The 26,452-nt window shown below is 61.2% G+C and carries 28 protein-coding genes; 12 read left to right on the forward strand and 16 right to left on the reverse strand.

Annotated elements, in window-relative coordinates:
* Positions 1–179 precede the first annotated feature (179 nt).
* Both B0E42_RS17385 and B0E42_RS17395 read right to left on the reverse strand, forming a co-directional pair.
* Positions 180–1,853 carry a DEAD/DEAH box helicase gene (locus B0E42_RS17385; protein WP_014337279.1) on the reverse strand — a complete coding sequence of 558 codons (1,674 nt, stop codon included), beginning with the start codon at positions 1,851–1,853 and terminating at the stop codon, positions 180–182.
* A 489-nt stretch (positions 1,854–2,342) separates the two neighbouring features.
* Positions 2,343–3,098: a spermidine synthase gene (locus B0E42_RS17395; protein WP_003199402.1), complete on the reverse strand. Its 756-nt coding sequence runs from the start codon at positions 3,096–3,098 to the stop codon at positions 2,343–2,345.
* Between the two features lie 142 nt (positions 3,099–3,240).
* Between B0E42_RS17395 and B0E42_RS17400 the strand changes: the two genes are divergently transcribed.
* Positions 3,241–4,587, forward strand: coding sequence for a class II 3-deoxy-7-phosphoheptulonate synthase (locus tag B0E42_RS17400; protein WP_003199400.1), 1,347 nt, complete (start codon positions 3,241–3,243; stop codon positions 4,585–4,587).
* A 133-nt stretch (positions 4,588–4,720) separates the two neighbouring features.
* Here B0E42_RS17400 and B0E42_RS17405 read toward each other — a convergent pair whose 3' ends face one another.
* Both B0E42_RS17405 and B0E42_RS17410 read right to left on the reverse strand, forming a co-directional pair.
* Positions 4,721–5,950: a winged helix-turn-helix domain-containing protein gene (locus B0E42_RS17405; protein WP_077506917.1), complete on the reverse strand. Its 1,230-nt coding sequence runs from the start codon at positions 5,948–5,950 to the stop codon at positions 4,721–4,723.
* 64 nt (positions 5,951–6,014) lie between these two features.
* Complete coding sequence (locus tag B0E42_RS17410; RefSeq protein WP_003199394.1) at positions 6,015–6,233, reverse strand: DUF1127 domain-containing protein; 219 nt, start codon at positions 6,231–6,233, stop codon at positions 6,015–6,017.
* 97 nt (positions 6,234–6,330) lie between these two features.
* On the opposite strand from B0E42_RS17410, the gene B0E42_RS17415 reads away from it, so the two are divergent.
* Entirely contained in the window at positions 6,331–7,185 is an 855-nt protein-coding gene (locus B0E42_RS17415; protein ID WP_018603125.1) for a LysR substrate-binding domain-containing protein, read from the forward strand.
* Here B0E42_RS17415 and B0E42_RS17420 read toward each other — a convergent pair.
* Positions 7,175–7,924, reverse strand: coding sequence for a sulfite exporter TauE/SafE family protein (locus B0E42_RS17420; RefSeq protein ID WP_077506918.1), 750 nt, complete (start codon positions 7,922–7,924; stop codon positions 7,175–7,177). The genes B0E42_RS17415 and B0E42_RS17420 overlap by 11 nt on opposite strands.
* A 144-nt stretch (positions 7,925–8,068) precedes the next feature.
* Here B0E42_RS17420 and B0E42_RS17425 point away from each other — a divergent pair, with 144 nt between their 5' ends.
* The 3 genes from B0E42_RS17425 to B0E42_RS17435 all read left to right on the forward strand — a co-directional run bounded on the left by B0E42_RS17425 (position 8,069) and on the right by B0E42_RS17435 (position 10,380).
* On the forward strand, positions 8,069–8,530 hold the full coding sequence (locus B0E42_RS17425; RefSeq protein WP_077506919.1) for a MarR family winged helix-turn-helix transcriptional regulator: 462 nt from the start codon (positions 8,069–8,071) through the stop codon (positions 8,528–8,530).
* 381 nt (positions 8,531–8,911) lie between these two features.
* Positions 8,912–9,331: an organic hydroperoxide resistance protein gene (locus B0E42_RS17430; protein WP_003199389.1), complete on the forward strand. Its 420-nt coding sequence runs from the start codon at positions 8,912–8,914 to the stop codon at positions 9,329–9,331.
* A 35-nt stretch (positions 9,332–9,366) separates the two neighbouring features.
* Positions 9,367–10,380 carry an alpha/beta hydrolase gene (locus tag B0E42_RS17435; protein ID WP_077506920.1) on the forward strand — a complete coding sequence of 338 codons (1,014 nt, stop codon included), beginning with the start codon at positions 9,367–9,369 and terminating at the stop codon, positions 10,378–10,380.
* A 218-nt stretch (positions 10,381–10,598) separates the two neighbouring features.
* Here the strand turns inward: B0E42_RS17435 and B0E42_RS17440 are convergent, their stop codons facing one another.
* Both B0E42_RS17440 and earP read right to left on the reverse strand, forming a co-directional pair.
* Positions 10,599–11,168: an elongation factor P gene (locus B0E42_RS17440; RefSeq protein WP_018603118.1), complete on the reverse strand. Its 570-nt coding sequence runs from the start codon at positions 11,166–11,168 to the stop codon at positions 10,599–10,601.
* Positions 11,169–11,216: 48 nt separating this feature from the next.
* Entirely contained in the window at positions 11,217–12,350 is a 1,134-nt protein-coding gene (gene earP, locus B0E42_RS17445; RefSeq protein WP_077506921.1) for an elongation factor P maturation arginine rhamnosyltransferase EarP, read from the reverse strand.
* Positions 12,351–12,471: 121 nt separating this feature from the next.
* Between earP and B0E42_RS17450 the strand changes: the two genes are divergently transcribed.
* Together B0E42_RS17450 and B0E42_RS17455 are read left to right on the forward strand one after the other, a co-directional pair.
* The gene (locus tag B0E42_RS17450; protein ID WP_014337272.1) at positions 12,472–12,858 is read left to right on the forward strand and encodes a hypothetical protein; all 387 of its coding nucleotides are present in this window, start codon (positions 12,472–12,474) and stop codon (positions 12,856–12,858) included.
* 2 nt (positions 12,859–12,860) lie between these two features.
* Positions 12,861–13,343: a GreA/GreB family elongation factor gene (locus B0E42_RS17455; RefSeq protein WP_003199378.1), complete on the forward strand. Its 483-nt coding sequence runs from the start codon at positions 12,861–12,863 to the stop codon at positions 13,341–13,343.
* Positions 13,344–13,350: 7 nt separating this feature from the next.
* On the opposite strand, the gene cysB is transcribed toward B0E42_RS17455, so the two are convergent.
* From cysB to B0E42_RS17475, 4 genes are all read right to left on the reverse strand, one after another.
* A complete protein-coding gene (gene cysB, locus B0E42_RS17460; RefSeq protein ID WP_018603112.1) occupies positions 13,351–14,325 on the reverse strand; it encodes an HTH-type transcriptional regulator CysB in 975 nt (324 codons plus the stop codon).
* Positions 14,326–14,435: 110 nt separating this feature from the next.
* Positions 14,436–14,936: a universal stress protein gene (locus B0E42_RS17465; RefSeq protein WP_014337270.1), complete on the reverse strand. Its 501-nt coding sequence runs from the start codon at positions 14,934–14,936 to the stop codon at positions 14,436–14,438.
* A gap of 96 nt (positions 14,937–15,032) precedes the next feature.
* Positions 15,033–15,938, reverse strand: a complete 906-nt coding sequence (locus B0E42_RS17470; protein WP_003199368.1) for a 5'-nucleotidase — start codon at positions 15,936–15,938, stop codon at positions 15,033–15,035.
* A gap of 20 nt (positions 15,939–15,958) precedes the next feature.
* Positions 15,959–16,912 carry a putative 2-dehydropantoate 2-reductase gene (locus tag B0E42_RS17475; protein ID WP_053181590.1) on the reverse strand — a complete coding sequence of 318 codons (954 nt, stop codon included), beginning with the start codon at positions 16,910–16,912 and terminating at the stop codon, positions 15,959–15,961.
* Positions 16,913–17,179: 267 nt separating this feature from the next.
* On the opposite strand from B0E42_RS17475, the gene B0E42_RS17480 reads away from it, so the two are divergent.
* Complete coding sequence (locus B0E42_RS17480) at positions 17,180–18,256, forward strand: 3-deoxy-7-phosphoheptulonate synthase (RefSeq protein WP_003199364.1); 1,077 nt, start codon at positions 17,180–17,182, stop codon at positions 18,254–18,256.
* Positions 18,257–18,431: 175 nt separating this feature from the next.
* Here B0E42_RS17480 and B0E42_RS17485 read toward each other — a convergent pair whose 3' ends face one another.
* Entirely contained in the window at positions 18,432–18,713 is a 282-nt protein-coding gene (locus B0E42_RS17485; protein ID WP_014337268.1) for a GNAT family N-acetyltransferase, read from the reverse strand.
* Positions 18,714–19,345: 632 nt separating this feature from the next.
* Here B0E42_RS17485 and oprI point away from each other — a divergent pair.
* Entirely contained in the window at positions 19,346–19,597 is a 252-nt protein-coding gene (gene oprI / locus B0E42_RS17490) for an outer membrane lipoprotei OprI (protein WP_003183784.1), read from the forward strand.
* Between the two features lie 124 nt (positions 19,598–19,721).
* On the opposite strand, the gene B0E42_RS17495 is transcribed toward oprI, so the two are convergent.
* From B0E42_RS17495 to B0E42_RS17505, 3 genes are all read right to left on the reverse strand, one after another.
* The gene (locus B0E42_RS17495; protein ID WP_014337267.1) at positions 19,722–20,693 is read right to left on the reverse strand and encodes a L,D-transpeptidase family protein; all 972 of its coding nucleotides are present in this window, start codon (positions 20,691–20,693) and stop codon (positions 19,722–19,724) included.
* A gap of 226 nt (positions 20,694–20,919) precedes the next feature.
* Positions 20,920–21,213 carry a hypothetical protein gene (locus tag B0E42_RS17500; protein ID WP_003199347.1) on the reverse strand — a complete coding sequence of 98 codons (294 nt, stop codon included), beginning with the start codon at positions 21,211–21,213 and terminating at the stop codon, positions 20,920–20,922.
* A gap of 56 nt (positions 21,214–21,269) precedes the next feature.
* Positions 21,270–21,875, reverse strand: a complete 606-nt coding sequence (locus tag B0E42_RS17505; protein WP_053181593.1) for an arylesterase — start codon at positions 21,873–21,875, stop codon at positions 21,270–21,272.
* A 10-nt stretch (positions 21,876–21,885) separates the two neighbouring features.
* Here B0E42_RS17505 and B0E42_RS17510 point away from each other — a divergent pair, with 10 nt between their 5' ends.
* Genes B0E42_RS17510 through greB form a run of 3 tightly spaced genes read left to right on the forward strand, consistent with a single transcriptional unit; the run spans position 21,886 to position 25,605 of the window.
* A complete protein-coding gene (locus tag B0E42_RS17510; protein ID WP_018603081.1) occupies positions 21,886–22,569 on the forward strand; it encodes an ABC transporter ATP-binding protein in 684 nt (227 codons plus the stop codon).
* Positions 22,569–25,073: an ABC transporter permease gene (locus tag B0E42_RS17515; protein ID WP_053181596.1), complete on the forward strand. Its 2,505-nt coding sequence runs from the start codon at positions 22,569–22,571 to the stop codon at positions 25,071–25,073. Before B0E42_RS17510 ends, B0E42_RS17515 begins: the two co-directional genes overlap by 1 nt.
* A gap of 34 nt (positions 25,074–25,107) precedes the next feature.
* Positions 25,108–25,605, forward strand: coding sequence for a transcription elongation factor GreB (gene greB / locus B0E42_RS17520; protein WP_003199337.1), 498 nt, complete (start codon positions 25,108–25,110; stop codon positions 25,603–25,605).
* An 8-nt stretch (positions 25,606–25,613) separates the two neighbouring features.
* Here greB and B0E42_RS17525 read toward each other — a convergent pair whose 3' ends face one another.
* Positions 25,614–25,922, reverse strand: coding sequence for a hypothetical protein (locus tag B0E42_RS17525; RefSeq protein ID WP_024618163.1), 309 nt, complete (start codon positions 25,920–25,922; stop codon positions 25,614–25,616).
* Positions 25,923–26,452 lie beyond the last annotated feature (530 nt).

Below are 26,452 nucleotides of genomic sequence, written 5' to 3' on the forward strand. Positions count from 1 at the left end.
GGACCGAGTCGCTTCAATCGCGAGCAAGCTCGCTCCCACATTGGATTTTCTGTGGGAGCGAGCTTGCTCGCGATTGGCCTCCACGCCACTATCCATGACAGAACACCAAACGACAGGCATAAAAAATCCCCGAACCAGTCGGGGATTTTTTATGTTCGATCAATCAGCCCAAGAGCCGATCAATCTTCGCGATAGCGACGCAGCTTGAGCTGCTTGCCAGCCACACGGGTATCTTTCAGCTTGGTCAGCAACTTCTCCAGACCATCTTCCGGCAGCTCTACCAGGCTGAAGCTATCACGCACCTGGATGCGGCCGATCGCTTCGCGGGCCAGGCCGCCTTCGTTGAGGATGGCACCCAGCAGGTTCTTGGCAGCGATGCCGTCACGGGCACCCAGCGCGGTACGGCAGCGAGCACGACCTTCGGCCAGCGGGATCGGAGCACGACGCTCGCGATCACCACGGTCCGGACGATCACCGGTGCGCTCAGGACGATCGCCACGCGGTGCGTTGTTCGGCACCAGGGGACGTTCCTTCTCGATTGCAGCCAGGTTCAGCGCTTGGCCATTGGTGGCCTTGCGCAGCAGTGCGGCGGCCAGGGCGCGTGGGGTGCAACCGATGTCGGCGGTCAGGCGATCAAGCAGATCACCGTGGGTCGATTCGGCGTCAGCCACCAGTGGCGACAGGCTGTTGGTCAGTTTCTTGATGCGAGCATCGAGAACGGCCTGGGCGTCCGGCAGGCGAACTTCAGCTACCTTCTGGCCAGTTACGCGCTCGATCACTTGCAGCATGCGACGCTCACGCGGGGTGACCAGCAGCAGCGCACGGCCTTCGCGACCGGCACGGCCAGTACGGCCGATACGGTGAACGTAGGATTCCGGATCGTACGGCATGTCCACGTTGAACACGTGGGTGATGCGCGGAACGTCCAGGCCACGGGCAGCAACGTCAGTCGCCACAACGATGTCCAGGCGGCCATCCTTGAGGGAGTCGATCACGCGCTCACGCTGGTTCTGGGCAATGTCACCGTTCAGCGCAGCGGCTTTGTAGCCTTTGGCTTCCAGGGCGCTGGCCAGGTCCAGGGTCGCTTGCTTGGTGCGCACGAACATGATCAGGGCGTCGAAGTCTTCCACTTCCAGCAAGCTGAGAACGGCAGACGTCTTCTGGTCAGCGTGAACCAACAGGTGAGCCTGTTCGATCGCGGTGACGGTCTGGGTCTTGGTCTGGATCTTCACGTGTTGCGGATCGCGCAGGTGGCGCTCGGCAATGGCACGGATCGATTGCGGCAGGGTGGCCGAGAACAATACAGTCTGGCGAGTCGCTGGCAGGGCCTTGAAGATGACTTCCAGGTCATCCATGAAACCCAGCTTGAGCATTTCGTCGGCTTCGTCGAGAACCAGGTGGTTCACGGTAGCCAGGACTTTTTCGTCACGACGCAGGTGATCGCACAGACGACCCGGAGTGGCGACAACGATCTGCGCGCCATTACGGATGGCTTTCAGTTGTGGGCCCATCGGGGCACCGCCGTAAACGGCCACAACGGTAACGCCAGGCATCTGCTTGGAATAGGTTTCGAAAGCGGTTGCTACTTGCAGCGCCAACTCACGAGTTGGCGCCAGGATCAGGGCTTGCGGTTCGCGCTTGGCAGGATCGATGCGATGCAGGATCGGCAGGGCGAACGCAGCGGTTTTACCCGTACCGGTTTGCGCCTGGCCAATCATGTCGTGGCCGGCCATGATGATCGGGATCGATTGCTGCTGAATCGCCGAAGGTTCTTCGTAGCCGGTCGCAGTGACGGCAGCAAGAATGTTCGGGTTGAGATTAAAAGCGGCGAAGCCGCCGGTTTCCTGGGTCATGGGTCTGCCTCTAAGTGCATCCGCAAAGACCCATGCTCCAAAGCTGCGCGTGCCGTGTTGAGACTCAAGAGTCGCCCTGGCTGCTTTGTCGGCGGGGATTTGCGAAAACGAATGAATGAAAAAGAACGTCGTGGAAGCATCCGTTGTGCGGACATGCAACCGAAGCTGACTTCGGGGAATTGCGCTACCTTGACGCGGCCCGGCTAAAGGCCGGCGCGCACTATACCGGAATTCGCCCAAAAAGGGAGCTTTTTTTATTGCCTGACCCCGTTATGGGGCTCGCTGTGACAAGGCCTTGGGGTTAACGGTACAACCGTTTGTTCTACAGAGGCCCAGCGTTGCGGGGATGGGTGCTAAAACGGTTCATCTTTACCTGTGGGAGCAAAGCTTGCTCGCGATGCAGACACCGCGATTTCCGCAAAGGTCTGAGTGGTGTTCATCGCGAGCAAGCTTTGCTCCCACAGGAGGTTGTCACACCTTGGACGGGGGTCAGGTTGCCGGGCGGATGGCCTTGATCAACGACTGCAACGAATAACCCAGCCTCGGCGCCAGCCCTTCAGCCCTGGCGACCAGTCCCTGCATGTCCAGCTCCTGATCCAGGTCCGCCGGCACGATCAGGATCACGTTGCCCTCCTTCACCGGCAGCTCCCAATAATGCCGGTGGTACAAGCCGCGCAACAGCGCCGCGCCCAATGGCTTGCCGTCATCCGTGGCCCACTGGTTGATCACCAGCCAGCCGCCCGGGTTGAGGCGTTTCTGGCAATTTTCCAGGAAGCCCCAGGCCAGGTGCCCGACGCCGGGACCGACATCGGTATAGAGGTCGACGAAAATCAGGTCCGCCGGCTCGGCGCTTTCAAGCAGTTCCAGTGCATCGCCGACGCGGATGTACAGGCGCGGATCGTCATCCAGCCCCAGGTATTCGATGGCCAGGCGCGGCACGTCGGGGCGCAATTCGATGGCCTCGACATCTTCCAACGGCAGGAACTTGAGGCAGGCCTGGGTCAACGTACCGGCGCCCAGCCCCAGGAACAGCGCACTTTCCGGCTGCTCGTGACACAACGCGCCGATGAGCATGGCGCGGGTATAGTCATATTCGAGCCAGCTCGGATCGGCTGTGAACACGCAACTCTGCTCGATGGCATCGCCAAACTCGAGAAACCGGTAATCGGCCACTTCGAATACGCGAATCATGCCGAACTCGTCGTGCACCTCGGCGAGCAAATGCTCGACGCGCTCCTCTGTCATTTCATCTCCTGATGGTGGCCGTGCCGGCTTGAGCCTGCGAATACGGGACAAAGGCGCGATTGTCCGCGAAGCGACCGGAGCAGGTCACGCACTAATTTGCTGATAACATGGCCGTCCGAGCGTAAATCACCTAGAGATCATGATGAGCCAACCCTGGAGCCCTGACAGCTGGCGCGCCCTGCCGATCCAGCAGCAACCCCGCTACCCCGACGCCGCGCACCTGTTGCAGGTGGAGCAGACCCTGGCCAGTTATCCGCCACTGGTGTTTGCCGGTGAAGCCCGGGAGTTGCGCCGTCAGTTCGCCGAGGTGACCCAGGGCCGGGCGTTCCTGCTGCAAGGCGGCGACTGCGCCGAAAGCTTTGCCGAGTTCTCGGCGGCCAAGATCCGCGACACCTTCAAGGTGCTCTTGCAGATGGCGATCGTCATGACCTTTGCCGCCGGCTGCCCGGTGGTCAAGGTCGGGCGCATGGCGGGGCAGTTCGCCAAGCCGCGCTCGGCCAACGACGAAACCATCGACGGCGTGACCCTGCCGGCCTACCGGGGCGATATCGTCAACGGTATCGGTTTCGACGAGAAAAGCCGCGTACCGGACCCGGAGCGGTTGCTGCAGTCCTACCACCAGTCCACCGCCACCTTGAACCTGCTGCGCGCCTTCGCCCAGGGCGGGTTCGCCGACCTGCACCAGGTGCACAAGTGGAACCTGGACTTCATCGCCAATTCGGCCCTGGCGGAAAAATACAGCCACCTGGCCGACCGCATCGACGAAACCCTGGCATTCATGCGCGCCTGCGGCATGGACAGCTCGCCGCAACTGCGCGAAACCAGCTTTTTCACTGCCCACGAAGCGTTGCTGCTCAACTACGAAGAAGCCTTCGTGCGCCGTGACAGCCTGACCAACGACTATTACGACTGCTCGGCCCACATGCTGTGGATCGGCGACCGCACCCGTCAGTTGGACGGCGCCCATGTCGAATTCCTGCGCGGGGTGAACAACCCGATCGGGGTCAAGGTCGGCCCGAGCATGGACCCGGACGATCTGATACGCCTGATCGACGTGCTCAACCCGCAGAACGACCCCGGCCGACTGAACCTGATCGCCCGGATGGGCGCTAACAAGGTCGGCGAACACTTGCCGCCGCTATTGCGCGCCGTGCAGCGTGAAGGCAAGCAAGTGCTGTGGAGCTCAGACCCGATGCATGGCAACACCATCAAGGCCAGCAGCGGCTACAAGACCCGCGACTTTGCGCAGATCCTCGGTGAGGTGAAGCAGTTCTTCCAGGTCCACGAAGCCGAAGGCACCTATGCCGGCGGGATTCACATCGAAATGACCGGGCAAAACGTCACCGAATGCATCGGCGGCGCACGCCCGATTACCGAGGACGGGCTGTCGGACCGCTACCACACCCACTGCGACCCGCGGATGAATGCCGATCAGTCGCTGGAATTGGCTTTCCTGATTGCTGAGACGTTGAAGCAGGTTCGGCGGTGAATCAGTAGATCCTTCTTCGCCGGTTCAATCGCCTCGCGAGCAGGCTCGCTCCCACAGGGATATGCGGTGACCACAGCTTTTGTGTCCACGGCAAATCAAATGTGGGAGCGAGCCTGCTCGCGATGAGGCCAGGTCAGTCACCACTTAATTGGGCCAACGCCACCGCCAACCGCCCCCCACTCACTCGCTGGCAATTGAGCTGCACCCGCTCCAGCCCCAGCCACCGGGCCATACGCCTCAGGTTCAGCGCCAGGGCCTGCATCCCCTCCTCGTCCAGCCCCGACGCATCCTCGTGCACGGCATGCACGGCCAACTGCCCCAAGGCCCGTTCTGCCCGCAGGTCCACCCGCGCGGCAATGCGTTCGTGGTGCAGGAACGGCAACACGTAATAGCCATACACCCGCTTGTGCACGGGGGTGTAGATCTCCAACCGGTAGCGAAAGTCGAACAACCGCTCGGTACGGCCGCGCTCCCAGACCAGCGAGTCGAACGGCGACAACAAGGCACTGGCGGCGACCTTGCGAGGAATTTTCGCCGCAGGTCGGCACCAGGCCGGTTGTTTCCAGCCTTGCACCTGGCAGCGCAGCAGTTCCCCGGCCTCCTCCAGCTCGGCCAGGCGCCCGCGACAGTCGGCCGGAGCGAGGCGAAAGTAGTCGCGCAGGTCTTTCTCGGTGGCAATGCCCAAGGCGTCGGCAGCATGCATCAGCAAGCCGCGTTGGGCATGGGCCTCGTCCGGCAACGGTTGCTGCAGGATCGCGGCCGGCAGTACCCGTTCCGGCAAGTCGTAGAGCCGCTCGAACCCGCGTCGCCCCGCCACCGTGACTTCGCCCGCGGCGAACAGCCACTCCAGCGCATGTTTCTCCGCGCTCCAGTCCCACCAAGGCCCGGCCTTTTCCTTGCGCGTAGACAAACTGCCCGCACCCAGGGCGCCCTGTTCCTGGACCGCGGCCAGGACGCGGCGGATGACATCCTGGCGTTCTTGGCCGAAACGCGCCAATTGCTGGTAGATCCCTTCGCCACCCGAAGCCCGATCCATGCGCCAGCGCATCAGCGGATACATCGACATCGGCAGCAGCGACGCTTCATGGCCCCAGTATTCGAACAGCGTGCGACGTCGGCCCTGGCTCCAGGCTGCTTGATCGAGCAAATCGCGATTGTAGTGACCGAGGCGGGAGAACAGCGGGAGGTAATGCGAGCGCACCAACGCATTGACTGAGTCGATCTGCAGGACGCCGAGGCGTTCGATCAGGCGGTTGAGGCGTGAGGGTTGCACCGAAGCTGGCGGTGAGCGCCCATCGAATCCTTGGGCGGCCAACGCCAGACGCCGGGCCTGTTTGAGGGTAAAGGACAGAGTCGCGGGCATGAAGATCTCCTTGTCTGCTCGCAACCTACCTCACCAGTAAGGGGTTTGTGTAGGAAAGGATGGCTCATTTGTGCATTGGGTCGTCCCAGAATGGCCGAACCACTTCCTGCTCCACGTCGGCACGACTCACACCGATGTCCTTGAGCGCCTCGTCGCTCATTCCGGCCAGCAGTTCACGCTCGTGGTGCAATTCGTACCAGCGGCTAAACTTGTGCAGCAGGGCGCTGACGGAAAAGCCGTGGGAGAGTTTGTCTATCAGTAGATAACCTTTTTGACCTTTCATCGTGATGTCCTCCGTTGGGGATGGATCAAGTCTCGCGCTAACGATAAGATCAATCCAACGAATGTTTCTTATGCAATACATCTCGGAGATTGATCAATTGTCGAGTTACCCGAGCATCGATACGGAAGTGCTGCGTACCTTTGTCGCCATCGCCGACCAGGGCGGGTTCACCCGGGCCGGGGAATTGGTCAATCGCACCCAGTCTGCCGTCAGCATGCAGATGAAGCGGCTGGAAGAAGACGTGTTGCAACGACGGCTGTTCGAGCGTGACGGGCGCCAGGTCAAGCTCACCGCCGAAGGCCAGGTGCTGCTGGGTTACGCGCGGCGGATCCTCAAGCTGCACAGCGAAGTGTTCAATACCCTGCGCGAACCGCACATGGTCGGCACGGTGCGCATCGGCACGCCGGACGATTACGTGATGCGCTTCCTGCCAGGCATCCTGCAGCGCTTCGCTCAGTTCTACCCGCTGATCGAAATTGAAGTGCACTGCGAATCGTCCAAGCAGTTGCTGTTGCGCCAGGACCTGGACCTGTCCATCGTCACCCGCAAACCGGGGGACGAAATCGGCCAGTTGCTGCGCAAGGAGCGCTTTGTCTGGGCCGAAGCCGCCTGCTTCAACGTCCACGAACAAACACCGCTGCCCCTGGCGATGTTCAACAGTGACTGTTTCTGCCGGCAATGGGCCTGCAATGCGCTGGATGCCATGGGCCGCGATTATCGCGTGGCGTACAACAGCTCGAGCCTGTCGGCGCTCATGGCGGTGGTGGGCGCCGGCCTGGCAATCACGGCGCAACTGGAAAGCCTGCTGACCCCGGACATGCGCGTGCTGGGCGAAGCTGAAGACCTGCCGGAACTGCCCGAGGCCAGCATCATGCTGATCCGTAACCTGCATAACCCCTCGCCGATCACCGAGTGCCTGGCCGAGCACATCATCGAAGGCTTCAAACTTTAAAGGCGAGCAGCACCGCGCACAGCACCAGGAAACCGCAGAACAGCCCGCGCAACAGCCGCTCCGGCAAGGCGTGGGCGACCTTCACCCCCCAACTGATGCTCAGCAGGCCACCGACGGCCAGCGGCAGGCCGATGCTCCAGTCCACCTCACGGTGAAACGCATAGGTGGCGAGGGTCACGCCGGTACTGGGCAAGGCCAGTGCCAGGGATAACCCTTGGGCGACCACCTGGCTGGTGCCAAAGATGCTGGTCAGGATCGGCGTCGCGACCACGGCCCCGCCAACACCGAACAAACCACCCATGGTCCCGGATGCCGCCCCCAACACGGCGAGCCATGGCCAGCCATAACGCATCTGCGCCGACGCCGGTGCGGTGGCGGCGAACATGCGGGCCAGGTTGTAGAGGGTCAGCGCGATCAGGAACGCGACGAAGCCGATCCGCATGCTGTTCGCGTCGATCCCCACGGCCCAGATCGAACCCAGCCAGGCAAAGCAGAAACCCATGGAAGCCAACGGCAGGACATGGCGCAATTCGATGCGATTGCGCTGGTGATAGCGCCACAACGCGAGCATCACGTTGGGTACCACCATGACCAGCGCCGTACCTTGGGCCAGTTGCTGGTCGAGGCCGAACCAGACGCCCAGCACCGGAATGGCAATCAAGCCGCCGCCGATCCCGAACAATCCCCCCAGGGTGCCCAACACGGCACCAAACACCAAAAACTGCACAAATTCGAACAAGACGATTCCCCTTTCATCAGGGTGCTTATCCTACGCAGTCGGCGCCAGCGGGGAAACGTAACATCTCTCATGACGTCAGAATTATCTGGCGCATTAAAGATTCGCCCGCTAGATTCGTATCGATCATTGATTGAAGGTTTTGCCATGAACACCCTGCGTGACACCCCCGAAGCTTGCGAAGCCCTGTTGCTCGACAACCAGGTCTGTTTCGCCTTGCACTCCACGTCGCTGCTGATGACCAAAGTCTATAAGCCGCTGCTACAGGCCTTGGGCCTGACGTATCCGCAATACCTGGCGATGATGGTGTTGTGGGAAAAGGACGGATTGACCGTCGGTGAAATCAGCACACGCTTGCTGACAGACCCCGGCTCGCTGACGCCACTGCTCAAGCGCCTGGAAGCCGAAGGCCTGTTGAGCCGCACCCGCAGCCGTGAAGACGAACGCGTGGTGATTGTCGAACTCACCGAACAGGGCCGCACCCTGCGCGAAAAAGCCCTCGACATCCCCCAATGCATCCTCGCCGCCAGCGGCCTGACCCTGGAGCAGTTGAAGAAGCTGCAACTTGACCTGCAGGCACTGCGCGGGCATTTACAGGACAGCCTCTGACCTCTCCTGTGGGAGCGGGCTTGCTCGCGAAGGCGCCGGCACATCCAATACCCCCACCAACTGATCCACCGCTATCGCGAGCAGGCTCGCTCCCACAGTGGTTCTGTGTCGGACATGAATTTTGTGTTCACAGGAGATCCAGTGTGGGAGCGAGCCTGCTCGCGATAGCGGCAGCCCTGTCTACCCTGCCCTCCTCAAAAAATTTTTACGCTCAATAACCGCTCTAGCTAAAGGCTTTCAGGCCTTTTCAGATTGCCGATTCCATCTCGCCTCGAAAATTTATCTTGCGCGCAAAATATTAGCGCTATACATTCGCTTCACACCTACTTAGCGCGCAAACATTTAGCGCAACAACACCAACCCAGAAGCGAGGCTCTCATCATGCAAACTCTCTACACCGCAATCGCAACCTCCACCGGCGGCCGTGATGGTCGTGCGATCTCCAGCGACAACATCCTCGACGTCAAACTCGCCACGCCCAAGGAACTCGGTGGTGCAGGCGGTGCGGCGACCAACCCTGAGCAACTGTTCGCCGCCGGCTACTCGGCCTGCTTCATCGGCGCACTGAAATTCGTGGCCAGCCAGAGCAAACGCAAGATCCCGGACGACGCCTCGATTACCGCCCATGTCGGCATCGGCCAGATCCCCGGCGGTTTCGGCCTCGACATCGACCTGCACATCAGCCTGCCAGGGCTGGACCAGGCCGACGCGCAAAGCCTGGTGGATGCGGCTCACCAAGTCTGCCCGTACTCCAACGCCACCCGCGGCAACGTTGATGTGCGCCTGCACGTCACCGTCTGACAACCGACCCTGGACCCAAACCTAAGGAGATGCACATGAACACGCCCAGCAAAGCCTTGACCGCCACCCTTCTCGCCCTCAGCGTCAGCAGTGCCTTCGCCGACGGCATCGTCGAACACAACACCCAGGCGTTTCTCGACGCGCTGAATGCCGGCACCGGCAAGCCCCTGGAGCAACTGTCGCCCAAGGACGCCCGCGCCGTATTGGTGGGCGCCCAAGCAGGGGTAAAACTGACCCTGCCCAAGGCCGACGTCAGCGAGAAAACCATCCAGGTCGATGGCCAGCCGATCAGCCTGACCATCGTTCGCCCAGCCGGGGTCAAGGGTGAGTTGCCGGTGTTCATGTTCTTCCACGGCGGTGGCTGGGTATTGGGCGACTTCCCAACCCACGAACGCCTGGTCCGGGATCTGGTGGCGGGCTCGGGCGCTGTCGCGGTGTTCGTCAACTACACGCCCTCACCCGAGGCGCATTACCCGGTGGCGATCAACCAGGCCTACGCCGCCACGAAATGGGTGGCCGAACACGGCAAGCAGATCAACGTCGACGGCAAGCGCCTGGCCGTGGTGGGCAACAGCGTCGGCGGCAACATGGCGGCGGTCGTGGCCTTGATGGCGAAGGACAAAGGCACGCCGGCGATCCGTTTCCAGGCGTTGCTGTGGCCGGTGACCGATGCCAGCTTCGAGACGGCGTCCTACAACCAGTTCGCCGAGGGGCACTTCCTCAGTAAAAACATGATGAAGTGGTTCTGGGACAACTACACCACCGATGCCGGGCAACGCAGCGAGATCTATGCCTCGCCGTTACGCGCCAGCACCGCACAACTCAAGGGCCTGCCGCCCGCGCTGGTACAAACCGCCGAGGCCGACGTCTTGCGTGATGAAGGTGAAGCCTATGCCCGCAAGCTGGACGCGGCCGGTGTACCCGTCACGGCCGTACGCTACAACGGCATGATCCACGACTATGGTTTGCTCAACGTGGTCAGCCAGGTGCCCGCGGTGCGTTCGGCAATGCTGCAGGCGTCGCAGGAGCTCAAGCAACACTTGAAGTGATTTGTGGTGAAACACTGTGGGAGCAAGGCTTGCCCGCGATGAGAACAGTGCGGTGTATCTGGAACCGAGGCGTCTGTATCGCGAGCAAGCTTTGCTCCCACAGGGCAGGGATAAATCCCCTCACCACAGATCCCATCCGGTCCCTCGGTCTGAACATGATCCGCAGGCATAAAAAAGCCCGACTCAATGGTCGGGCTTTTTCATACACAAGGCTTCGCTTATTTAGCGCGGCCTTTGTAGGAACCGCCTTCGCGGGTATCGATCTCGATCTTGTCACCGATTTCGATGAAGTCAGCAACTTGCAGCTCAGTACCGTTGCTCAGTTTGGCAGGCTTCATGACCTTGCCGGAAGTGTCGCCGCGAGCGGAACCTTCAGTGTAGTCAACGACACGCACGATAGTGGTCGGCAGTTCTACGGAAACCAGGCGCTCTTCGAAGAACACGGCTTCGCAGACGTCGGTCATGCCTTCTTCGATGAATGGCAGAACGCTTTCGATGTCTTCGGCGTTCAGCTCGTACATGGTGTAGTCAGTGGTGTCCATGAACGTGTAGGTGTCGCCGCTGATGAAGGACAGGGTCGCTTCTTTGCGGTCGAGGATCACGTCGTCCAGTTTGTCGTCGGCGCTGTAGACGATCTCGGTCTTGTAACCGGTCAGCAGGTTCTTCAGCTTGGTCTTCATGATCGCGCTGTTACGACCCGACTTGGTGAACTCAGCTTTCTGAACCAGCCAAGGATCGTTTTCGAGACGGATCACGGTCCCGGGTTTCAGTTCTTTACCAGTTTTCATTGCGAATATCCGAATTTGGATGGGATTTACAAAAATCTAGGCCGCGTATCATATCCAATTTACATAAAACTTCACCAGCGCTGCGGCAAGATCGGCTCGCGAGGCCTGTTCCAGACACCACGCCTGGGCATGTTCGGCCAGTTCCTGCGGCTGTTCACGGCTGGCTTTCCAATGTTCGGTCATGTCCTGGCCGGCATTCCAGGCCCGCCAAAGACCGCTGGTCGCTTTTTGCGCCGCCGGCGAAAGCCCCTGATTGTAGAGCCTGAGAAACGCCTCGAGTTTTTCCAGGTGGACGTCTTCTTCCTGCTGGTAGATATGCCAAAGCAACGGCCGGCCAGCCCATTGGGCGCGCACGAAAGAGTCTTCGCCACGCACGGCGTTGAAATCGCAGCACCATAGCAGTTGGTCGTACTGGTCCTGGCGAATGAACGGCAACACCTGCACCGTCAGTGCGCCGCGTCGATGTACCGCACCGACCGCCAGGTCATCGACCCCAAGCCAACGCTCGACATCACCCAGCACCCGCCCCTCGGGAACCAACACATGAAACGCCTGGGCATCGGCGGCCATTGCGTCAAACCAGCTCGCCAACCCGGCGTTCTCGTAGGCAAACAGCGAGATCAGGCAGGCCTGCGGCGCCCGTTCGACGCCCAATCCTTGCAGGAAAACGCGTTGTGCTTCGGCGTCCTGCTGAAATTGCCGACGGCGTTCCAGAAGACCCGCCTCACGCAGCAGGCCGCCGGTTCCCTCCTGGAAGCCCGGGAAAAAGAAATATTTCTGCACATGCTTGTATTTCACCGACGGCAAGCCGTGGCAACCGATCACCCAGTCCTCGGCGCTCAAATAATCGAGGTTCATCCACAGGGGTGTGGCCTGGCGCGCGGCCATCGCATCCATGTAGGCGCTCGGCAGCTGACAGGCAAACGCAGCGATCACCACGTCGGCGGCTTCGGTGGCCGCCCACTCCCCGGACCAGTGACGCACTTGCACGCCCTGCTGCCATTGCTCGGACAGGGTGATGTCGATTTCCGGGCACAGTCGTTCGAAGGCACGCAAGTCGTCGACCCATAGCCGCACCGCGCATCGATGCTCGGACACCAACTGCCGAGCCAGGCGCCACGTGACACCAATGTCGCCAAAGTTATCGACGACGGTGCAAAAAATATCCCAACGCACGGTCATTCCCGACTCCCTGTGGCAAAGGCCTGATTGTCCCGAATAAACCGATCACGCAGAAGAGCCGACGGCGATTAATCTTCATGCGACAATCATCGCCTGCCCATGACCCTGCCAGGAAGCAGCCATGCCCGACCACTCGACACCCTCGCGCCTCACGGCTTTGCAATTGACCTTCAGCATCGCCCTGGGCCTGTGGCTGGGGTTCCTCGCCATCGTGTTGACGGGCTGGCTGCTGTCCAGATTTCTGTTCAACGAACAACTGGCACCCGTGGCCGCCGCCGTCCATCAACTGGCGCAACCACCGGCGGTGCAACCACCCCCAGAGCCGCCCACACCGATGTTCGAGCAGTACCAGCAGAACTTGCAGAGGAACGAGCAGCGCCAAGCGCTCGATCAGGCCCGCAACAATCCGCGCAACCTGTCCAACCCCAAGTGCCAGTTCTGGCTGCAACAGGACCAGAATGCGCCCAGTGAAAAAAGCCGCGCCAACGTCCTGCAATTCTGCGAATGACCATGAACAAACAGACCGTCCACCAGCTGATTCTCGACAAGCTCAAGATTGATCTCGACATCGCCGAACGCGCCGCGCAGACCGCCTACGAAACCGCGACCCACGAAGAAAACATCGCCGAGAACAAGTACGACACCCTGGGCCTCGAGGCGTCCTACCTCGCCGCCGGACAAGCCAGGCGCGTGGAAGAAATCCGCCAGGCCCTCACCCTCTGCCAGAACCTGACGCTAAGGCCTTACGACGAACAGCGCGGTATTCAGGTCGGCACCTTGATCGGGCTGGAAGATGAGGACGGTCGCCAGCAATGGCTCTTCCTGGGGCCGGATGCGGCGGGCTTGAAGGTCTCGCTGGTGGGCCAGCCGATCACCGTCATCACCCCTCGCTCACCGCTGGGCCGCGGCCTTCTGGGCAAGTTCGAAGGGGATGAAGTAGAGATCGTGGTAGCGGGCGCCCGGCAACAGTTCGCTGTCACCGAGGCGATCTAGAAGGGTCTTAGTGCACCGGTAGTTCGACGCCGTCGAACAACTCTTCGAGTTCTTGCTTGTTGTGGCACTGAATGGCCTTGGCCATGACTTCCCGGGTCAGGTGCGGTGCAAATTTCTCGATGAAATCGCACATGAAACCCCGCAGGAACGTGCCACGACGGAAGCCGATCTTGGTCACGCTGGATTCGAACAACTCGCTGGCATCCAGCACCACCAGGTCACCGTCGAGCTTGGTATCGACGGCCATCTTCGCGACGATGCCCACGCCCAACCCCAGGCGAACGTAAGTCTTGATCACGTCGGCGTCGGCGGCGGTGAACACCACTTTCGGCGTCAGGCCACGATGGCTGAAGGCTTCGTCGAGCTTGGAACGACCGGTGAAACCGAAGACGTAGGTCACGATCGGGTATTCGGCCAGGGCTTCGAGGGTCAGCTTCGGCAGCTTGGTCAACGGATGGCCCTGGGGCACGACCACGCAGCGGTTCCAGCGATAGCACGGCATCATCACCAGGTCCCCGAACAACTCCAGGGCCTCGGTGGCGATGGCGAAATCCACTGTGCCATCGGCGGCCATCTCGGCGATCTGCATCGGCGAACCCTGGTGCATGTGCAGCGCCACGTCGGGGTATTGCTTGATGAAATTGCTGATCACCGGCGGCAGCGCGTAGCGGGCCTGGGTGTGGGTGGTGGCGATCGACAGGGTGCCTTTTTTCTCGTTGGAGAATTCCTGGGCGATCTGCTTGATGCTTTCGACCTTGCGCAGAATCTCGCCAGCCGTAGTGATGATGCGCTCACCAGCCGGAGTCACGCGGGTCAGGTGTTTGCCACTGCGGGCGAAGACTTCGACGCCCAGTTCATCTTCCAACAGGCGGATCTGCTTGCTGATGCCGGGTTGCGATGTGTAGAGGCTTTGGGCAGTAGCGGAAACGTTGAGGTCGTGGTGCGCCACTTCCCAGATGTAGCGCAGTTGTTGAAGCTTCATATGTATCCCTCAAAGCAGTTGGACGCCACGGGCATCAGCGACGGTATATAACTATATGAAAGGTTTCGACAATAAATCTAGAACTTTTTATAAAAAGCCATCGTTTCGCCTCAGGCCTCTCCCTGGCGTCGGCGCTGTACCAGCGGTACCAGGTAGACCGGTACCCGGGATAACTGCAATACCCGTGCAGCGGTTCGGCCCAAGGGGGTTTCACCGCTTGCCCCTTGGCAATGACTGCCTACGATCAGCAAGTCGACGGAGAGTTTCGCAGCCTGCTCCAGGATGACTTGGGAAGGATCGCCCTGGTACACCCTGACCGACTTGATCAGTTTCAAGTCCTGCTGCCCTTCCCCCAACTCCTCGCGAAAACTGTCGAGCACCCGCTGTTCGATATTGGCCATCACCGTATTCAGACCCTGGCGGTGGAATTCGTTCAGCGCCTGCTCGTCAAGATAGCTTTGCAACACCGACTCGGCGAACAACCCCATCGGTTCTACCGCATGCACCACATACAACTCGGCTTCAAACGTCCGTGCTAACGCCAAGGCATGCTGCATCACATAAGGGGCATAGAGGCCCAGGTCTGTGGCGTACAGCATCGAACGAATCATGTGACCTCCTCGCGTGCCAAAATGGCGGAGATTGATTCAGCTTAGCAGCGCCTCGGGGACTGCGACGTGCGGCTTGACGTCCCGGACCAAGGGCAGTCAGGGCTTCATTTCATTACTGATACCGTGGGGCACGTGGCCGGTGGCAACCACCTCACGAGCCAGTTCGCAGTGGCCGGTCTGGTCATCGAAAAAAACATCGGCGGCGAAGGCTTCGAGGAAAGCCGATTTGGTCAGGCCGCCCAGGAACAGCGACTCGTCCAGGCGAATATCCCACTCACGCAAGGTCCGGATAACCCGCTCGTGAGCCGGTGCCGAACGGGCCGTCACCAGCGCCGTACGAATGGGGCAGGCGTCCTCGGGAAACTCGCGCTGCAGTGCATTGAGCGCCGCCAGGAAGCCCTTGAACGGCCCGCCTCGCAGCGGCTCGCGGGCGGCCTGTCGTTCGCTGGCCTGGAAAGCTTCCAACCCATCGGCCTGATAGACGCGCTCCGATTCATCGGAAAACAGCACGGCGTCGCCATCGAAGGCAATGCGCAGTTCCTCGCTGGCCGCGCGACTGGCACCACCCGACAGGATGGTCGCGGCGGCAAATCCGGCGTCCAGGGCGCTGCGCACGTCTTCAGCGTGGGTGGACAGAAAGAGATCGCAACCGAATGCCTTGAGGTAAGGGTAAGGACTGCGGCCACCAACGAAGGCAGCGCGGGAAATCGCCAGCCCATAATGATGAATCGAGTTGAACACTCGAAGGCCGGTGTCGGCGCTGTTGCGCGAAACGAGAATTACCTCGACCCGGGCACGCCCCAGGTGCTCGTTGAGGTTCAGCAGCTTTTGTACGAGGGCGAAGGCATCACCGGGTGCCAGGACTTCGTCTTCATGCTCGATCTGGTATTGCCGATAGGCTTCGACGCCACTCGACAAGTACACCTTGTGGCTTTCCCGCAGGTCGAACAGCGCCCGCGACGAAATCGCCAGCACCAGTTTGTCGTCGATGTTGTTTGCCATGCCGCTCCCCTTTCGCCCGCTCAGCGGTTATATCGGTCCACGAACGCCAACGCCTGGTACAAGGCTTCGATTTTCGGCAGCTCACACCCTGCCGCTTTCGCTGCCGCCAACGGCCGGCCGTAGATCGCGTCCAGCTCCAGCGCACGCTTGTGGGAATAATCGTGGTACATGCTCGGCCAGTAGTCGGGCATCTTCTCGGTCATCGTGAACAGATACTCGGCATAACCCGGCGCGATGTGATGCCCGCAGGCTTGCGCACCGCGGACCACCTCCCCCATCAGTGCCTGGATCAATTCGCGGCTATGGTCGTTGGCCATCAACGGCGTGGTACTGGCGCCCAACAGAACCGAAAGACCGTTGTATGGCACATTCCACACCAGCTTCTGCCAGCGGGCCTGTTGCAGGCCCGGCATGGCCTGGGCGTCGATACCGGCGCTGCGGAACAACGTCGCCGCCTCTTCGACGATCACCATGCGTTGTGCCTGATCGGCGCAAGGACCGCTGTGATAGCCGACGTTGACCGCACCAAGGGCCTGGTGGGTGACGACACCAGGGCCGACGCGATGCACGCAGATCAGGCACAGGCCACCCAACAGGTGCAACGAGTCGGGCAACAAAGGTCGAAGATCGTCTTCGACATCCAGGCCGTTCTGCAGCAACAGGACTTTTGCACCATCAGCGGCAGCCTGGGTAATGGCCGGGGCAAGCTCGGCATTGCTGGTGGTCTTGGCGCCGACCAGCAGCCAGTCGCAGGGCGGCATGTCGGCTGCCGAGCGATACGCCTGGACGGGGTTGAGGGCCAGCGCACCGTGAACCGCGCTGTCGATCCGCAAACCGGCTTCGGCCACGGCAGCAAATTCGCTGCGCAGTAAAAAGTGCACGTCAAAACCGGCACGCGCCAGCATCACGCCGTAGAACCCACCGATCGCCCCGGTGCCGATCATCCCGATCCGCGGTTTCACGCCTGCCTGCATCGTTGCAACTCTCCAGGTAAAAGTCCCTGCACACTATCAGCGCGAGCGGCATGGCATGCAATCTTCATTACATCTGCTCACGAATCTGTTGCAGAGCCATCTCCAAGGCCTTTTCCCCAGCCTATAGGGCATTAAACCCGTCCCAGCCCATTGTCGAGCAGCCTCGTAACGCGATAAGGTTCGGCTCCCCGACGCGCTTAAAATCCGCTGTGCACCGCCGCGCGGGGATCGCTGGCGGCCGGCACCCGTGACCTGACGAGTAACACGATGGCTGATTTACCGATCAACGACCTTAACGTCGCCTCCAACGAGACCCTCATCACGCCTGACCAGCTCAAGCGCGATATTCCCCTGAGCGACGCTGCCCTGCGCACCGTGACCAAGGGCCGGGAAGTCATCCGCAACATCCTGGACGGCACCGATCATCGCCTGTTCGTGGTCATCGGGCCCTGCTCGATCCATGACATCAAGGCCGCCCACGAATACGCCGAGCGCCTCAAAGTGCTGGCTGCGGAAGTCTCCGACACCTTGTACCTGGTCATGCGGGTGTATTTCGAGAAGCCTCGGACCACCGTCGGCTGGAAAGGCCTGATCAACGACCCGTACCTGGACGACTCCTTCAAGATCCAGGATGGCCTGCACATCGGTCGCCAATTGCTGCTGGACCTGGCGGAAATGGGCCTGCCCACGGCCACCGAAGCCCTGGACCCAATCTCGCCGCAATACTTGCAGGACCTGATCAGCTGGTCGGCCATCGGCGCGCGCACCACCGAATCCCAGACCCACCGCGAAATGGCCTCCGGCCTATCGTCGGCAGTGGGCTTCAAGAACGGCACCGACGGTGGTCTCACCGTGGCGATCAACGCCTTGCAGTCGGTCTCCAGCCCACACCGTTTCCTGGGCATCAACCAGGAAGGTGGCGTGTCGATCGTCACCACCAAGGGCAACGCCTACGGTCACGTGGTGCTGCGCGGTGGCAACGGCAAGCCGAACTACGATTCGGTCAGCGTCGCGCTGTGTGAACAGGCGCTGAACAAAGCCAAGATCAAGCCGAACATCATGGTCGACTGCAGCCACGCCAACTCCAACAAGGACCCGGCACTGCAACCGCTGGTGATGGAGAACGTGGCCAACCAGATCCTGGAAGGCAACCAGTCGATTATCGGCCTGATGGTCGAAAGCCACTTGAACTGGGGCTGCCAGGCGATCCCGAAAGACCTCGCCGACTTGCAGTACGGCGTCTCCATCACCGATGCCTGCATCGACTGGAGCGCGACCGAGAACACCCTGCGCAGCATGCATGCCAAGCTCAAGGATGTATTGCCGAAGCGGCAGCGCGGCTGAAAAAGATCGCAGCCTCGTTTCACTCGACAGCTCCTACACAGCTCCTACGCAGCTCCTGCACATATTTGGAGCGGGGATGTAGGAGCTGGCGAAGCCTGCGATCTTTTACTTTCCTCAAGCCATAAAAAAACGCCGGGCTTTTCAGCCCGGCGTTTTTTTATGGGAATCCGTTTTCTCAGAGTTTCGCCGCGTGCCGCTGGTGACGCTCCATGTAGCGCTCCACGTAGGAGCAGGACGGGATCACCGTGTAGCCCATTTCTTCGGCGTACTGCAGCGCCCGTTCGGTCAACGCGGCTGCGATGCCCCGGCCACGCAAGGCATTAGGCACGAAGGTACGATAGATGTCCAAGGTCTGCTTGCCCAGGTCCATATAGGTCAGATAGGCACGATGACCGTCCACATTGGTCTCGAACTGATGACCAGCCTGGTCATGGTGGATGGAAACCGCCTCGCTCATCACTACTCCTCGCGGGTCTGAATGCCGACCCCTACCTTACCGATGTTTTTCCGGCGAAGGAACATCTACGCCACCCCGTGCCTTCCTGGTCACCGAGCGCCAAACCGATCCGCTCAAACCCGAGCACGTCGTGAATAGTAGGCACCAATGACGCAAATGCTCAAGGCACGCCTGTCATCGAAGGGGTAACCTGGTCGGGTTTATCGATTGAGCGCCATCGTCGCGCTGTAGTCGGTCACGGTGCAATAGCTGAACATCGCCAGTTGTTGAGTCTTGAGACGAGCACGCGTAGTTAAAGTCACCGCCAATACCAATAAAGATGCCTGGGGCATTGCACAAAAAATGTACAAAAGTGTAGGTGAATCAATAAACAACGACGTTAGCGAGGGCTGCAAGAGTTCGCCCCGCTGCGGAACTTTTTTCCGCCAGCACGCCCCAGCCATGGGCTTGGGCCTGTATATTTTTTAAACAATCCGAAGAAAAGTTGCTCGAAAAAGAATCACCGCCTACAATTTTTTTGCTTCTTGCGCTACGTCAGTTTACTTACTACAAGTAATGGGTAGTATGTACGCCGGCTAACTCCTCAGTCTGGGGAGACAGTCACTAATAGAAAGTCCTTGAAGGGGAAACCGATGAACAACGTTCTGAAATTCTCTGCTCTGGCCCTGGCCGCAGTTCTGGCTACCGGTTGCAGCAGCGCATCGAAAGAAACCGAAGCACGTCTGACTGCTACCGAAGACGCAGCAGCTCGCTCCCAGGCTCGTGCAGACGAAGCTTACCGTAAAGCTGATGAAGCTCTGGCTGCTGCTCAAAAAGCACAACAGACTGCTGACGAAGCTAACGAGCGTGCTCTGCGCATGCTGGAAAAAGCTAGCCGCAAGTAATAGTCCTTCGGGATTGTTATCGAGCCGACCCATTTTTGGGTCGGCTTTTTTATTGCTTGAGTTTTAGCAGGCAATAAAAAACCCGCCGACATCGCGAAACGTCGGCGGGTTGTTTTCGAGTTTTTTACTGCTGCAAGTCGATCGGCGCGCTCGTGACCATCGGTGCCGAGGTGTTCGGAATAGCGATTTCCACCGGCAGGCCATCTTCGGCCGCCACCACGTCCCGCACCACGTCCCAGTTCATACGCAGGTTGCTGGTGATGTCTTCACGCTTGAGCATCGCGTTGATCACTGCGGTGTGCTTGTCCACCACCGACGGGTTGCCCTTGTCGTCCAGCGGCGTATGCGCTTCCAGGTACACCTTGCCACCGCTCAAGCCCAGCTTGTAGGGGTCATTGATGATCCGCACCGATGTACCCACCGGCACCATGCCGGCCATTTCCAGGACGTTGTTGTTGAACATCCGGAAGCAGCCGTGACTGGTCCGCATGCCGATGCCGAACTTCTTGTTCGAACCATGGATCAGGTAGCCCGGGGTACCCAGGGTGAACTTGAACGGCCCCAGCGGGTTATCGGGACCGGCCGGCACGACATTTGGCAGCGGGTCGCCGTCGGCAGCGTGTTCGGCCTTGATCGATGCCGGCGGGGTCCAGGTCGGGTTCGGTGTCTTGGCGATGATGCTGGTGTGGGCGATCGGCGATCCCCAGCCCTCACGCCCAATCCCCAGCGGGAAGGTGTAGACCACGTTCCGCCCCTTGGGGAAATAGTAGAGGCGGTACTCGGCCAGGTTGATCACGATGCCCTCGCGCGGACCCGGTGGCAGGATGAAGCGAGTTGGCAGCACGATCTCGGTGCCAGCGCCCGGCAACCAGGGATCGACCCCCGGGTTGGCGGCGACCATCTCGCTGTAGCCCAGGTCATAGGTGGTGCCCAGGTCAGCGAAGGTGTCTTCGTATTTGGCCTTGATGACCTGCACCTGGCCAATGATGTCTTCACCCGGCGGTGGCAGAGGCAGCTCCAGGGCGGCAACGGGGCCCGCCATACACAGGGCGGCAAGAGACAGGCAGCGGGCGACGGCAGGCAAGCGCGGCAACATCCGGGAAATCCTTCGCAGATCGAACAGGGTATGAAAACGGCGATTGTACACTGCCACCTGTTATTTCGGGGAGAGCGGTACAAAGGCGTCCGATGTGCAACATGCCTGGAAGTTGAAGTGCCCCCTGTGGGAGCGAGCTTGCTCGCGATAGCGGTGGACCTGCTCATCCTGTATTGGAGGTGCCGGCCCTATCGCGAGCAAGCTCGCTCCCACACTGGAACGGGGACTACAACTCGAACCGCAACTCCGGCCAGATCGGCGAAGTGCCGCGCTTCTGGGACTCCAGGATCGCCCGGCACAGCGAGCACAGGCGATGATCCTGGAAAATCTTGCGATCGACGCTCGACCAGCGCGGCTGGGCCGGCAGCAGGCTGCCGCAGAGGGTCCGGTCGGCCGAGCCACCGAGTTCCAACTGCCGGGTCACCAGGTGCACCCGTACTTCCTGGCAGGCGAACAGATCCAGCTGCTCGTCAGGCTCGATCAGTTGGTAGGCAAACAGGGACCAGGCGGGACGCGGCATCGGGGGCTCCAAATCGGGGGCGCCACATTAGCCGAAAGCCCGCCCTTAGAAAAGCGTCAAAGCAGCGGTTTCAGCGTCGGCCAGACATTTTCCAGCAACTGACCCTGGGCCGCGACGGACGGGTGCAATCCGTCGCCTTGCATCATGGTCGGGACGCCACCGACGTCCTTGAGGAAAAACGGCACCAACGGGACTTTTTTCTCCTCGGCCAGGGTGCTGTAGACCCGGGTAAAGGCCTCGGTGTAGCGCCGCCCGTAATTGGGCGGCAGTTGCATGCCCAGCAAAAGCACCTTGGCTCCGCTGGCGCGGGCGCTGTCGATCATCGCTGCAAGGTTTTGTTGCAATTGTGTTGGCGGCTGTCCGCGCAAGCCATCGTTGCCACCCAGTTCCAGGATCACCAGGTCCGGCTTATGGGCTGCAAGCAGCGCCGGCAGCCGCGCCTGGCCTCCGGCACTGGTGTCGCCACTGATGGACGCATTGACCACTTTATCGTCAAAACCCTCGGCCTTGAGCCGTTGTTCGAGCAACGACACCCACCCTTGCCGGGTATCCAGGCCGAAAGCCGCGCTGATACTATCGCCAACGATCAGGACTGTACCCGCCGCTGCGTTCTGGGCCATGCACATCAAGGCCAGGCCGGCACTCAAAAACCACACACGCATCGGACTCTCCATGGGCTCAAGCATTCTCACCGCGACGGACCTTAGCAAAGTGGTCTCCAGCGCGGAAGGTGAACTGACCATCCTGCACGAACTCAGCCTCGAACTGAATAGAGGCGACAGCCTGGCCATCGTTGGCGCATCCGGTTCCGGCAAATCCACCCTCCTGGGTCTGCTGGCCGGCCTCGACCTGCCCAGCAGCGGCGAAGTGACGCTCGCCGGCCAGGCCCTCAGCGCACTGGATGAAGACCAGCGCGCGCGGATCCGCGCCGAGCATGTCGGTTTCGTCTTCCAGTCGTTCCAGTTGCTCGACAGCCTCAACGCACTGGAAAACGTCATGCTGCCGCTGGAACTGGACGGGCGCAAGGATGCCCGAGAACGTGCCACGCAATTGTTGCAGCGCGTTGGCCTGGGCCAGCGCTTGACCCACTCGCCGCGCCAGCTCTCCGGTGGCGAACAGCAACGGGTGGCGATTGCCCGCGCCTTTGCCGCCGAGCCCGACGTGCTGTTTGCCGACGAACCCACCGGCAACCTCGACAGCCACACCGGCGAGCGCATCAGCGACCTGCTGTTCGAATTGAACAAGGAACGCGGCACGACCCTGGTGCTGGTGACCCATGATGAACGCCTGGCACATCGCTGCCGGCGCCTGATCCGACTTGAAGCCGGCGAGATGGTCGCCCCTCTGGAGCCTTGATGGCACGCTTGCCGCTGTTGCGCCTGTTCAGTCTCGCTGTCCGTCAATTGCTTCGCGATGCCCGCGCCGGTGAGTTGCGGGTGTTGTTCTTCGCCCTGCTGGTGGCGGTGGCGGCAAGTACCGCCATCGGTTACTTCGGCGCACGCCTCAACGGCGCGATGATGATGCGCGCCACCGAGTTCCTCGGTGCCGACCTGCTGCTCGAAGGCAGCTCCCCCGCCCGCCCGGAGCAGATCCGCAGCGGCACCGAACTGGGCCTGGAACACGCCCGGGTCGTGGAGTTCTCCAGTGTCGTGGCCACCGACAACGGCATCCAGCTGTCCAGCGTCAAGGCGGCCGATGACAGCTACCCATTGCGCGGCGAACTGAAAAGCACCCCAACCCCGTTCGCCCCGGAAGAAATCGGCGGACGTCCGAACCCTGGCGAGGCCTGGGTCGAAGCACGACTGCTGACGGCACTGGACCTGAAGATCGGCGACAGCATCGACGTCGGCAACCAGACCTTGCGCCTGAGCCGCGTACTGACTTACGAGCCCGATCGCGCCGGCAACTTCTACAGCCTCACCCCGCGGGTGCTGATCAACCTCAAGGACCTGGAAGCCACCGGCGTGGTCCAGCCGGGCAGCCGTGTCAGCTATCGAGACCTGTGGCGTGGCCCTGCGCCGGCGCTGCAAACCTACCGTGACCTGGTCAAGCCGGGCCTTGAAGCCAACCAACGCCTGCAGGATGCCCGCGACGGCAACCGGCAGATCGGTGGGGCCCTGGGCAAGGCCGAACGCTACCTGAACATGGCCAGCCTGGTAGCGGTGTTGCTGTCCGGTGTCGCCGTCGCGCTCTCGGCCAACCGCTTTGCCACCCGACGTTTCGATGCCAGCGCGCTGCTACGCTGCCTGGGCCTGTCACGCCGGGAAACCATGGTGCTGTTCAGCCTGCAATTGACGGTGCTGGGCCTGCTCGCCAGCATCAGTGGCGCCCTGCTCGGCTGGATCGCCCAACTGGGCCTGTTCGCCCTGCTGCATGACCTGCTACCCACCACCGTTCCGCCGGGTGGCCTGCTGCCGGCGATCGCCGGGATCGGCACCGGGCTGGTGGCGCTGGCAGGGTTCGCCCTGCCGCCACTGGCTGCGCTGGGCCGGGTACCACCGTTGCGCGTACTGCGCCGGGACATGCTGCCGATCCCCTCCAGCTCCTGGGTGATCTACGGTGCTGCGTTGGGTGCCTTGGGCCTGATCATGTGGCGCCTGAGCCTGGACCTGGTCCTCACCTTCGCCCTGCTCGGTGGTGGCGTCGTCGCCGCACTGGTGCTTGGCAGCTTGTTGTTGCTGCTGCTCCAGAGCCTGCGTCGCCTGCTGGCCCGCGCCGCCTTGCCCTGGCGGCTGGGCCTCGGCCAATTGCTGCGCCATCCCTTGGCGGCGGCAGGCCAGGCCCTGGCGTTCGGCCTGATCCTGCTGTCCATGGCGCTGATCGCGCTGTTGCGCGGTGAACTACTGGACACCTGGCAAAACCAGTTGCCAAAAAACGCCCCGAACTATTTCGCCCTGAATATCCTGCCCAACGACAAGCAGGCCTTCACCGACAAGCTGCTGGCATTGTCGGCGCAATCGGCCCCGCTCTACCCCGTGGTACCCGGGCGTCTCATCAGCATCAATGGCGAGCCGGCCACAGAGTTCGTCACCAAGGAATCGGCCGGTGACCGGGCGCTGCAACGTGACCTGAGCCTGACCTGGGCCGAAGACCTGCCGGCGGGCAACATCGTCACCGCAGGGACCTGGTGGCCACAGCAGCCACCGGACGATATCCCCGGGGTTTCGGTGGAAGGCAAAGTGGCCGAGAACCTCAATATCAAACTGGGCGACCGTCTGGTGTTCAGCGTGGGGGGTGTCAACCGTGAAGCGAAGGTCACCAGCCTGCGGGAGATCAACTGGGACAATTTCCAGCCCAACTTCTTCATGATCTTCCAGCCCGGCACATTGAAGGATCTGCCGGCGACCTATCTCACCAGTTTCTACCTGGCGCCGGGCCACGACCAACAGATCGTCGACCTGTCCCGGGCCTTTCCGGCGGTGACGATCCTGCAAGTCGAAGCCCTGCTCGAGCAGCTGCGCAGCATTCTGGCCCAGGTGACCCTGGCGGTGGAGTACGTGCTGCTGTTTGTGCTGGCGGCGGGGATGGCGGTGCTGTTTTCCGGCCTGCAGGCGACCCTCGACGAGAGGATTCACCAAGGCGCGCTGTTGCGCGCACTGGGCGCCGAACGGCCTCTGCTGGTCAAGGCCCGGCGCATCGAGTTCGGCCTGCTGGGCGCGGTCAGCGGCCTGCTCGCGGCCCTGGGTTCGGAGCTGGTGAGCCTGGTGCTTTACCGATACGCCTTCGACCTGCCCTGGCATCCGCATCCATGGCTGTTGGCATTGCCGCTGCTGGGGGCCTTGTTGATCGGTGCGGCCGGGGTATTTGGCACCCGTCGAGCGCTCAACGCCAGCCCGCTGACAGTATTGCGCGAGGGTTGATAGACTCCCGGCTTCGCTATTACAAGAAGTTGCCATGAGCCGTTATCGCCCACCCCGCACCGCCGGCACCGCGCTGATCACCCCCGAGGGTGAAGCGCGGATGCGCGCCGAGTTCCATGAGCTGTGGCATGTGCGCCGTCCCCAGGTGACCCAGGCGGTCAGCGAGGCGGCGGCCCAGGGTGACCGTTCGGAAAATGCCGAATACACCTACGGCAAGAAAATGCTGCGGGAAATCGACAGTCGCGTGCGCTTCCTCACCAAGCGCCTTGAAGCGCTCAAAGTGGTCAGTGAAAAACCCAGCGATCCGAACAAGGTGTACTTCGGTGCCTGGGTGACGGTCGAAGATGAGGATGGCAAGGAATCACGCTATCGCATCGTCGGCCCGGACGAGCTGGACCTGAAGCAGAACCTGATCAGTATCGACTCACCGTTGGCCCGGGCCCTGATCGGCAAGGCCCTGGATGCCGAGGTCAGCGTCCAGACGCCTACCGGCGAGAAACGGGTCTACATCGTGGACATCGCGTATCCGTAATCCTCGCCTCAGCGGCGCGTGATCAAGCCCTGCCGGGCGACACGGGTCAACTGCCGGATCATTTCAGGAGCGTCCGCCGCACTGGGGGACTGGATGACGGCCAGGTCGAAACTGTCATTGGCGAACCGCGCCAGTGACTCGCCGTCTTCGACAAACTGGATCAGGAAAGCAGCGGGCCCATGGTTACGACGCGGCCAGCCGTCGAGATAGCGCAAGAGCGTTGGCTGGTGAGTGCCGCCCAGGAGAATTTTCGGGTTGCGTTGCACAAGGTTCGCCGTGATCGGCGCAAGACGTACTAGGGGGCTGGGTGCGTTCATCGTGTCGTGTCTCTGCCTCAAAAGTCTGCATGGCAGGTGAGAGGCAACACCGAACCAGCGCTTTAGCGGTATTTCGAAGCCTTGTCTTCCGGCTTCTATCGGCGACTGGATTGAGTCACCTGGCGCCCCGCAAGTAGCTGTTTAAATCGGCGCATGAGCGGCATCCTAGAGAAGCTGACTGGCCAGTGTCAAGAATCACTCCGCATAAAAAGGCCCGTAGAAGACGGTAATGCTGTTTTCTGATTATCTGTTCCGAGAGGCGTGGGTTGGTGTGTGTATCCGTTTCTGCGGTAACGGCTACTTATGGTTCCGCTCTTACAGCGGGTCACTTTTGGAAGAGCGCCAAAAGTAACCAAAAGCGCTTTGCCCCACCACTCGGTGCCTCGCCTAGGCTCGGCATGCCCTCACTCCGGCATTGCTCCGTGGGCCGCCGCGAAGGGCCATCCATGGCCCAGCGCGGCTACCTCGGCATCCATGCCGAGGTGCCCACTGCGCAATGCCTGCGTTCGGCCAGCGTGGTTAACGGGGCG

This window comes from Pseudomonas sp. A25(2017), assembly GCF_002001065.1.
In the GTDB taxonomy this organism is placed as follows: domain Bacteria; phylum Pseudomonadota; class Gammaproteobacteria; order Pseudomonadales; family Pseudomonadaceae; genus Aquipseudomonas; species Aquipseudomonas kilonensis.

Bases quoted from the DNA above. Each gene is read 5' to 3' on its own strand.
- cysB (WP_018603112.1), bottom strand. From the start codon at position 14,325: ATGAAGCTTCAACAACTGCGCTACATCTGGGAAGTGGCGCACCACGAC.
- B0E42_RS17430 (WP_003199389.1), top strand. From the start codon at position 8,912: ATGCAAACTCTCTACACCGCAATCGCAACCTCCACCGGCGGCCGTGAT.
- B0E42_RS17495 (WP_014337267.1), bottom strand. From the start codon at position 20,693: ATGTTGCCGCGCTTGCCTGCCGTCGCCCGCTGCCTGTCTCTTGCCGCC.
- greB (WP_003199337.1), top strand. From the start codon at position 25,108: ATGAGCCGTTATCGCCCACCCCGCACCGCCGGCACCGCGCTGATCACC.
- B0E42_RS17485 (WP_014337268.1), bottom strand. From the start codon at position 18,713: ATGAGCGAGGCGGTTTCCATCCACCATGACCAGGCTGGTCATCAGTTC.
- earP (WP_077506921.1), bottom strand. From the start codon at position 12,350: ATGACCGTGCGTTGGGATATTTTTTGCACCGTCGTCGATAACTTTGGC.
- B0E42_RS17395 (WP_003199402.1), bottom strand. From the start codon at position 3,098: ATGACAGAGGAGCGCGTCGAGCATTTGCTCGCCGAGGTGCACGACGAG.
- B0E42_RS17525 (WP_024618163.1), bottom strand. From the start codon at position 25,922: ATGAACGCACCCAGCCCCCTAGTACGTCTTGCGCCGATCACGGCGAAC.
- B0E42_RS17515 (WP_053181596.1), top strand. From the start codon at position 22,569: ATGGCACGCTTGCCGCTGTTGCGCCTGTTCAGTCTCGCTGTCCGTCAA.
- B0E42_RS17425 (WP_077506919.1), top strand. From the start codon at position 8,069: ATGAACACCCTGCGTGACACCCCCGAAGCTTGCGAAGCCCTGTTGCTC.
- B0E42_RS17505 (WP_053181593.1), bottom strand. From the start codon at position 21,875: ATGCGTGTGTGGTTTTTGAGTGCCGGCCTGGCCTTGATGTGCATGGCC.
- B0E42_RS17405 (WP_077506917.1), bottom strand. From the start codon at position 5,950: ATGCCCGCGACTCTGTCCTTTACCCTCAAACAGGCCCGGCGTCTGGCG.
- B0E42_RS17510 (WP_018603081.1), top strand. From the start codon at position 21,886: ATGGGCTCAAGCATTCTCACCGCGACGGACCTTAGCAAAGTGGTCTCC.
- B0E42_RS17400 (WP_003199400.1), top strand. From the start codon at position 3,241: ATGAGCCAACCCTGGAGCCCTGACAGCTGGCGCGCCCTGCCGATCCAG.
- B0E42_RS17500 (WP_003199347.1), bottom strand. From the start codon at position 21,213: ATGCCGCGTCCCGCCTGGTCCCTGTTTGCCTACCAACTGATCGAGCCT.
- B0E42_RS17410 (WP_003199394.1), bottom strand. From the start codon at position 6,233: ATGAAAGGTCAAAAAGGTTATCTACTGATAGACAAACTCTCCCACGGC.
- B0E42_RS17465 (WP_014337270.1), bottom strand. From the start codon at position 14,936: ATGATTCGTTCGATGCTGTACGCCACAGACCTGGGCCTCTATGCCCCT.
- B0E42_RS17475 (WP_053181590.1), bottom strand. From the start codon at position 16,912: ATGCAGGCAGGCGTGAAACCGCGGATCGGGATGATCGGCACCGGGGCG.
- B0E42_RS17440 (WP_018603118.1), bottom strand. From the start codon at position 11,168: ATGAAAACTGGTAAAGAACTGAAACCCGGGACCGTGATCCGTCTCGAA.
- B0E42_RS17435 (WP_077506920.1), top strand. From the start codon at position 9,367: ATGAACACGCCCAGCAAAGCCTTGACCGCCACCCTTCTCGCCCTCAGC.
- oprI (WP_003183784.1), top strand. From the start codon at position 19,346: ATGAACAACGTTCTGAAATTCTCTGCTCTGGCCCTGGCCGCAGTTCTG.
- B0E42_RS17455 (WP_003199378.1), top strand. From the start codon at position 12,861: ATGAACAAACAGACCGTCCACCAGCTGATTCTCGACAAGCTCAAGATT.
- B0E42_RS17470 (WP_003199368.1), bottom strand. From the start codon at position 15,938: ATGGCAAACAACATCGACGACAAACTGGTGCTGGCGATTTCGTCGCGG.
- B0E42_RS17480 (WP_003199364.1), top strand. From the start codon at position 17,180: ATGGCTGATTTACCGATCAACGACCTTAACGTCGCCTCCAACGAGACC.
- B0E42_RS17385 (WP_014337279.1), bottom strand. From the start codon at position 1,853: ATGACCCAGGAAACCGGCGGCTTCGCCGCTTTTAATCTCAACCCGAAC.
- B0E42_RS17450 (WP_014337272.1), top strand. From the start codon at position 12,472: ATGCCCGACCACTCGACACCCTCGCGCCTCACGGCTTTGCAATTGACC.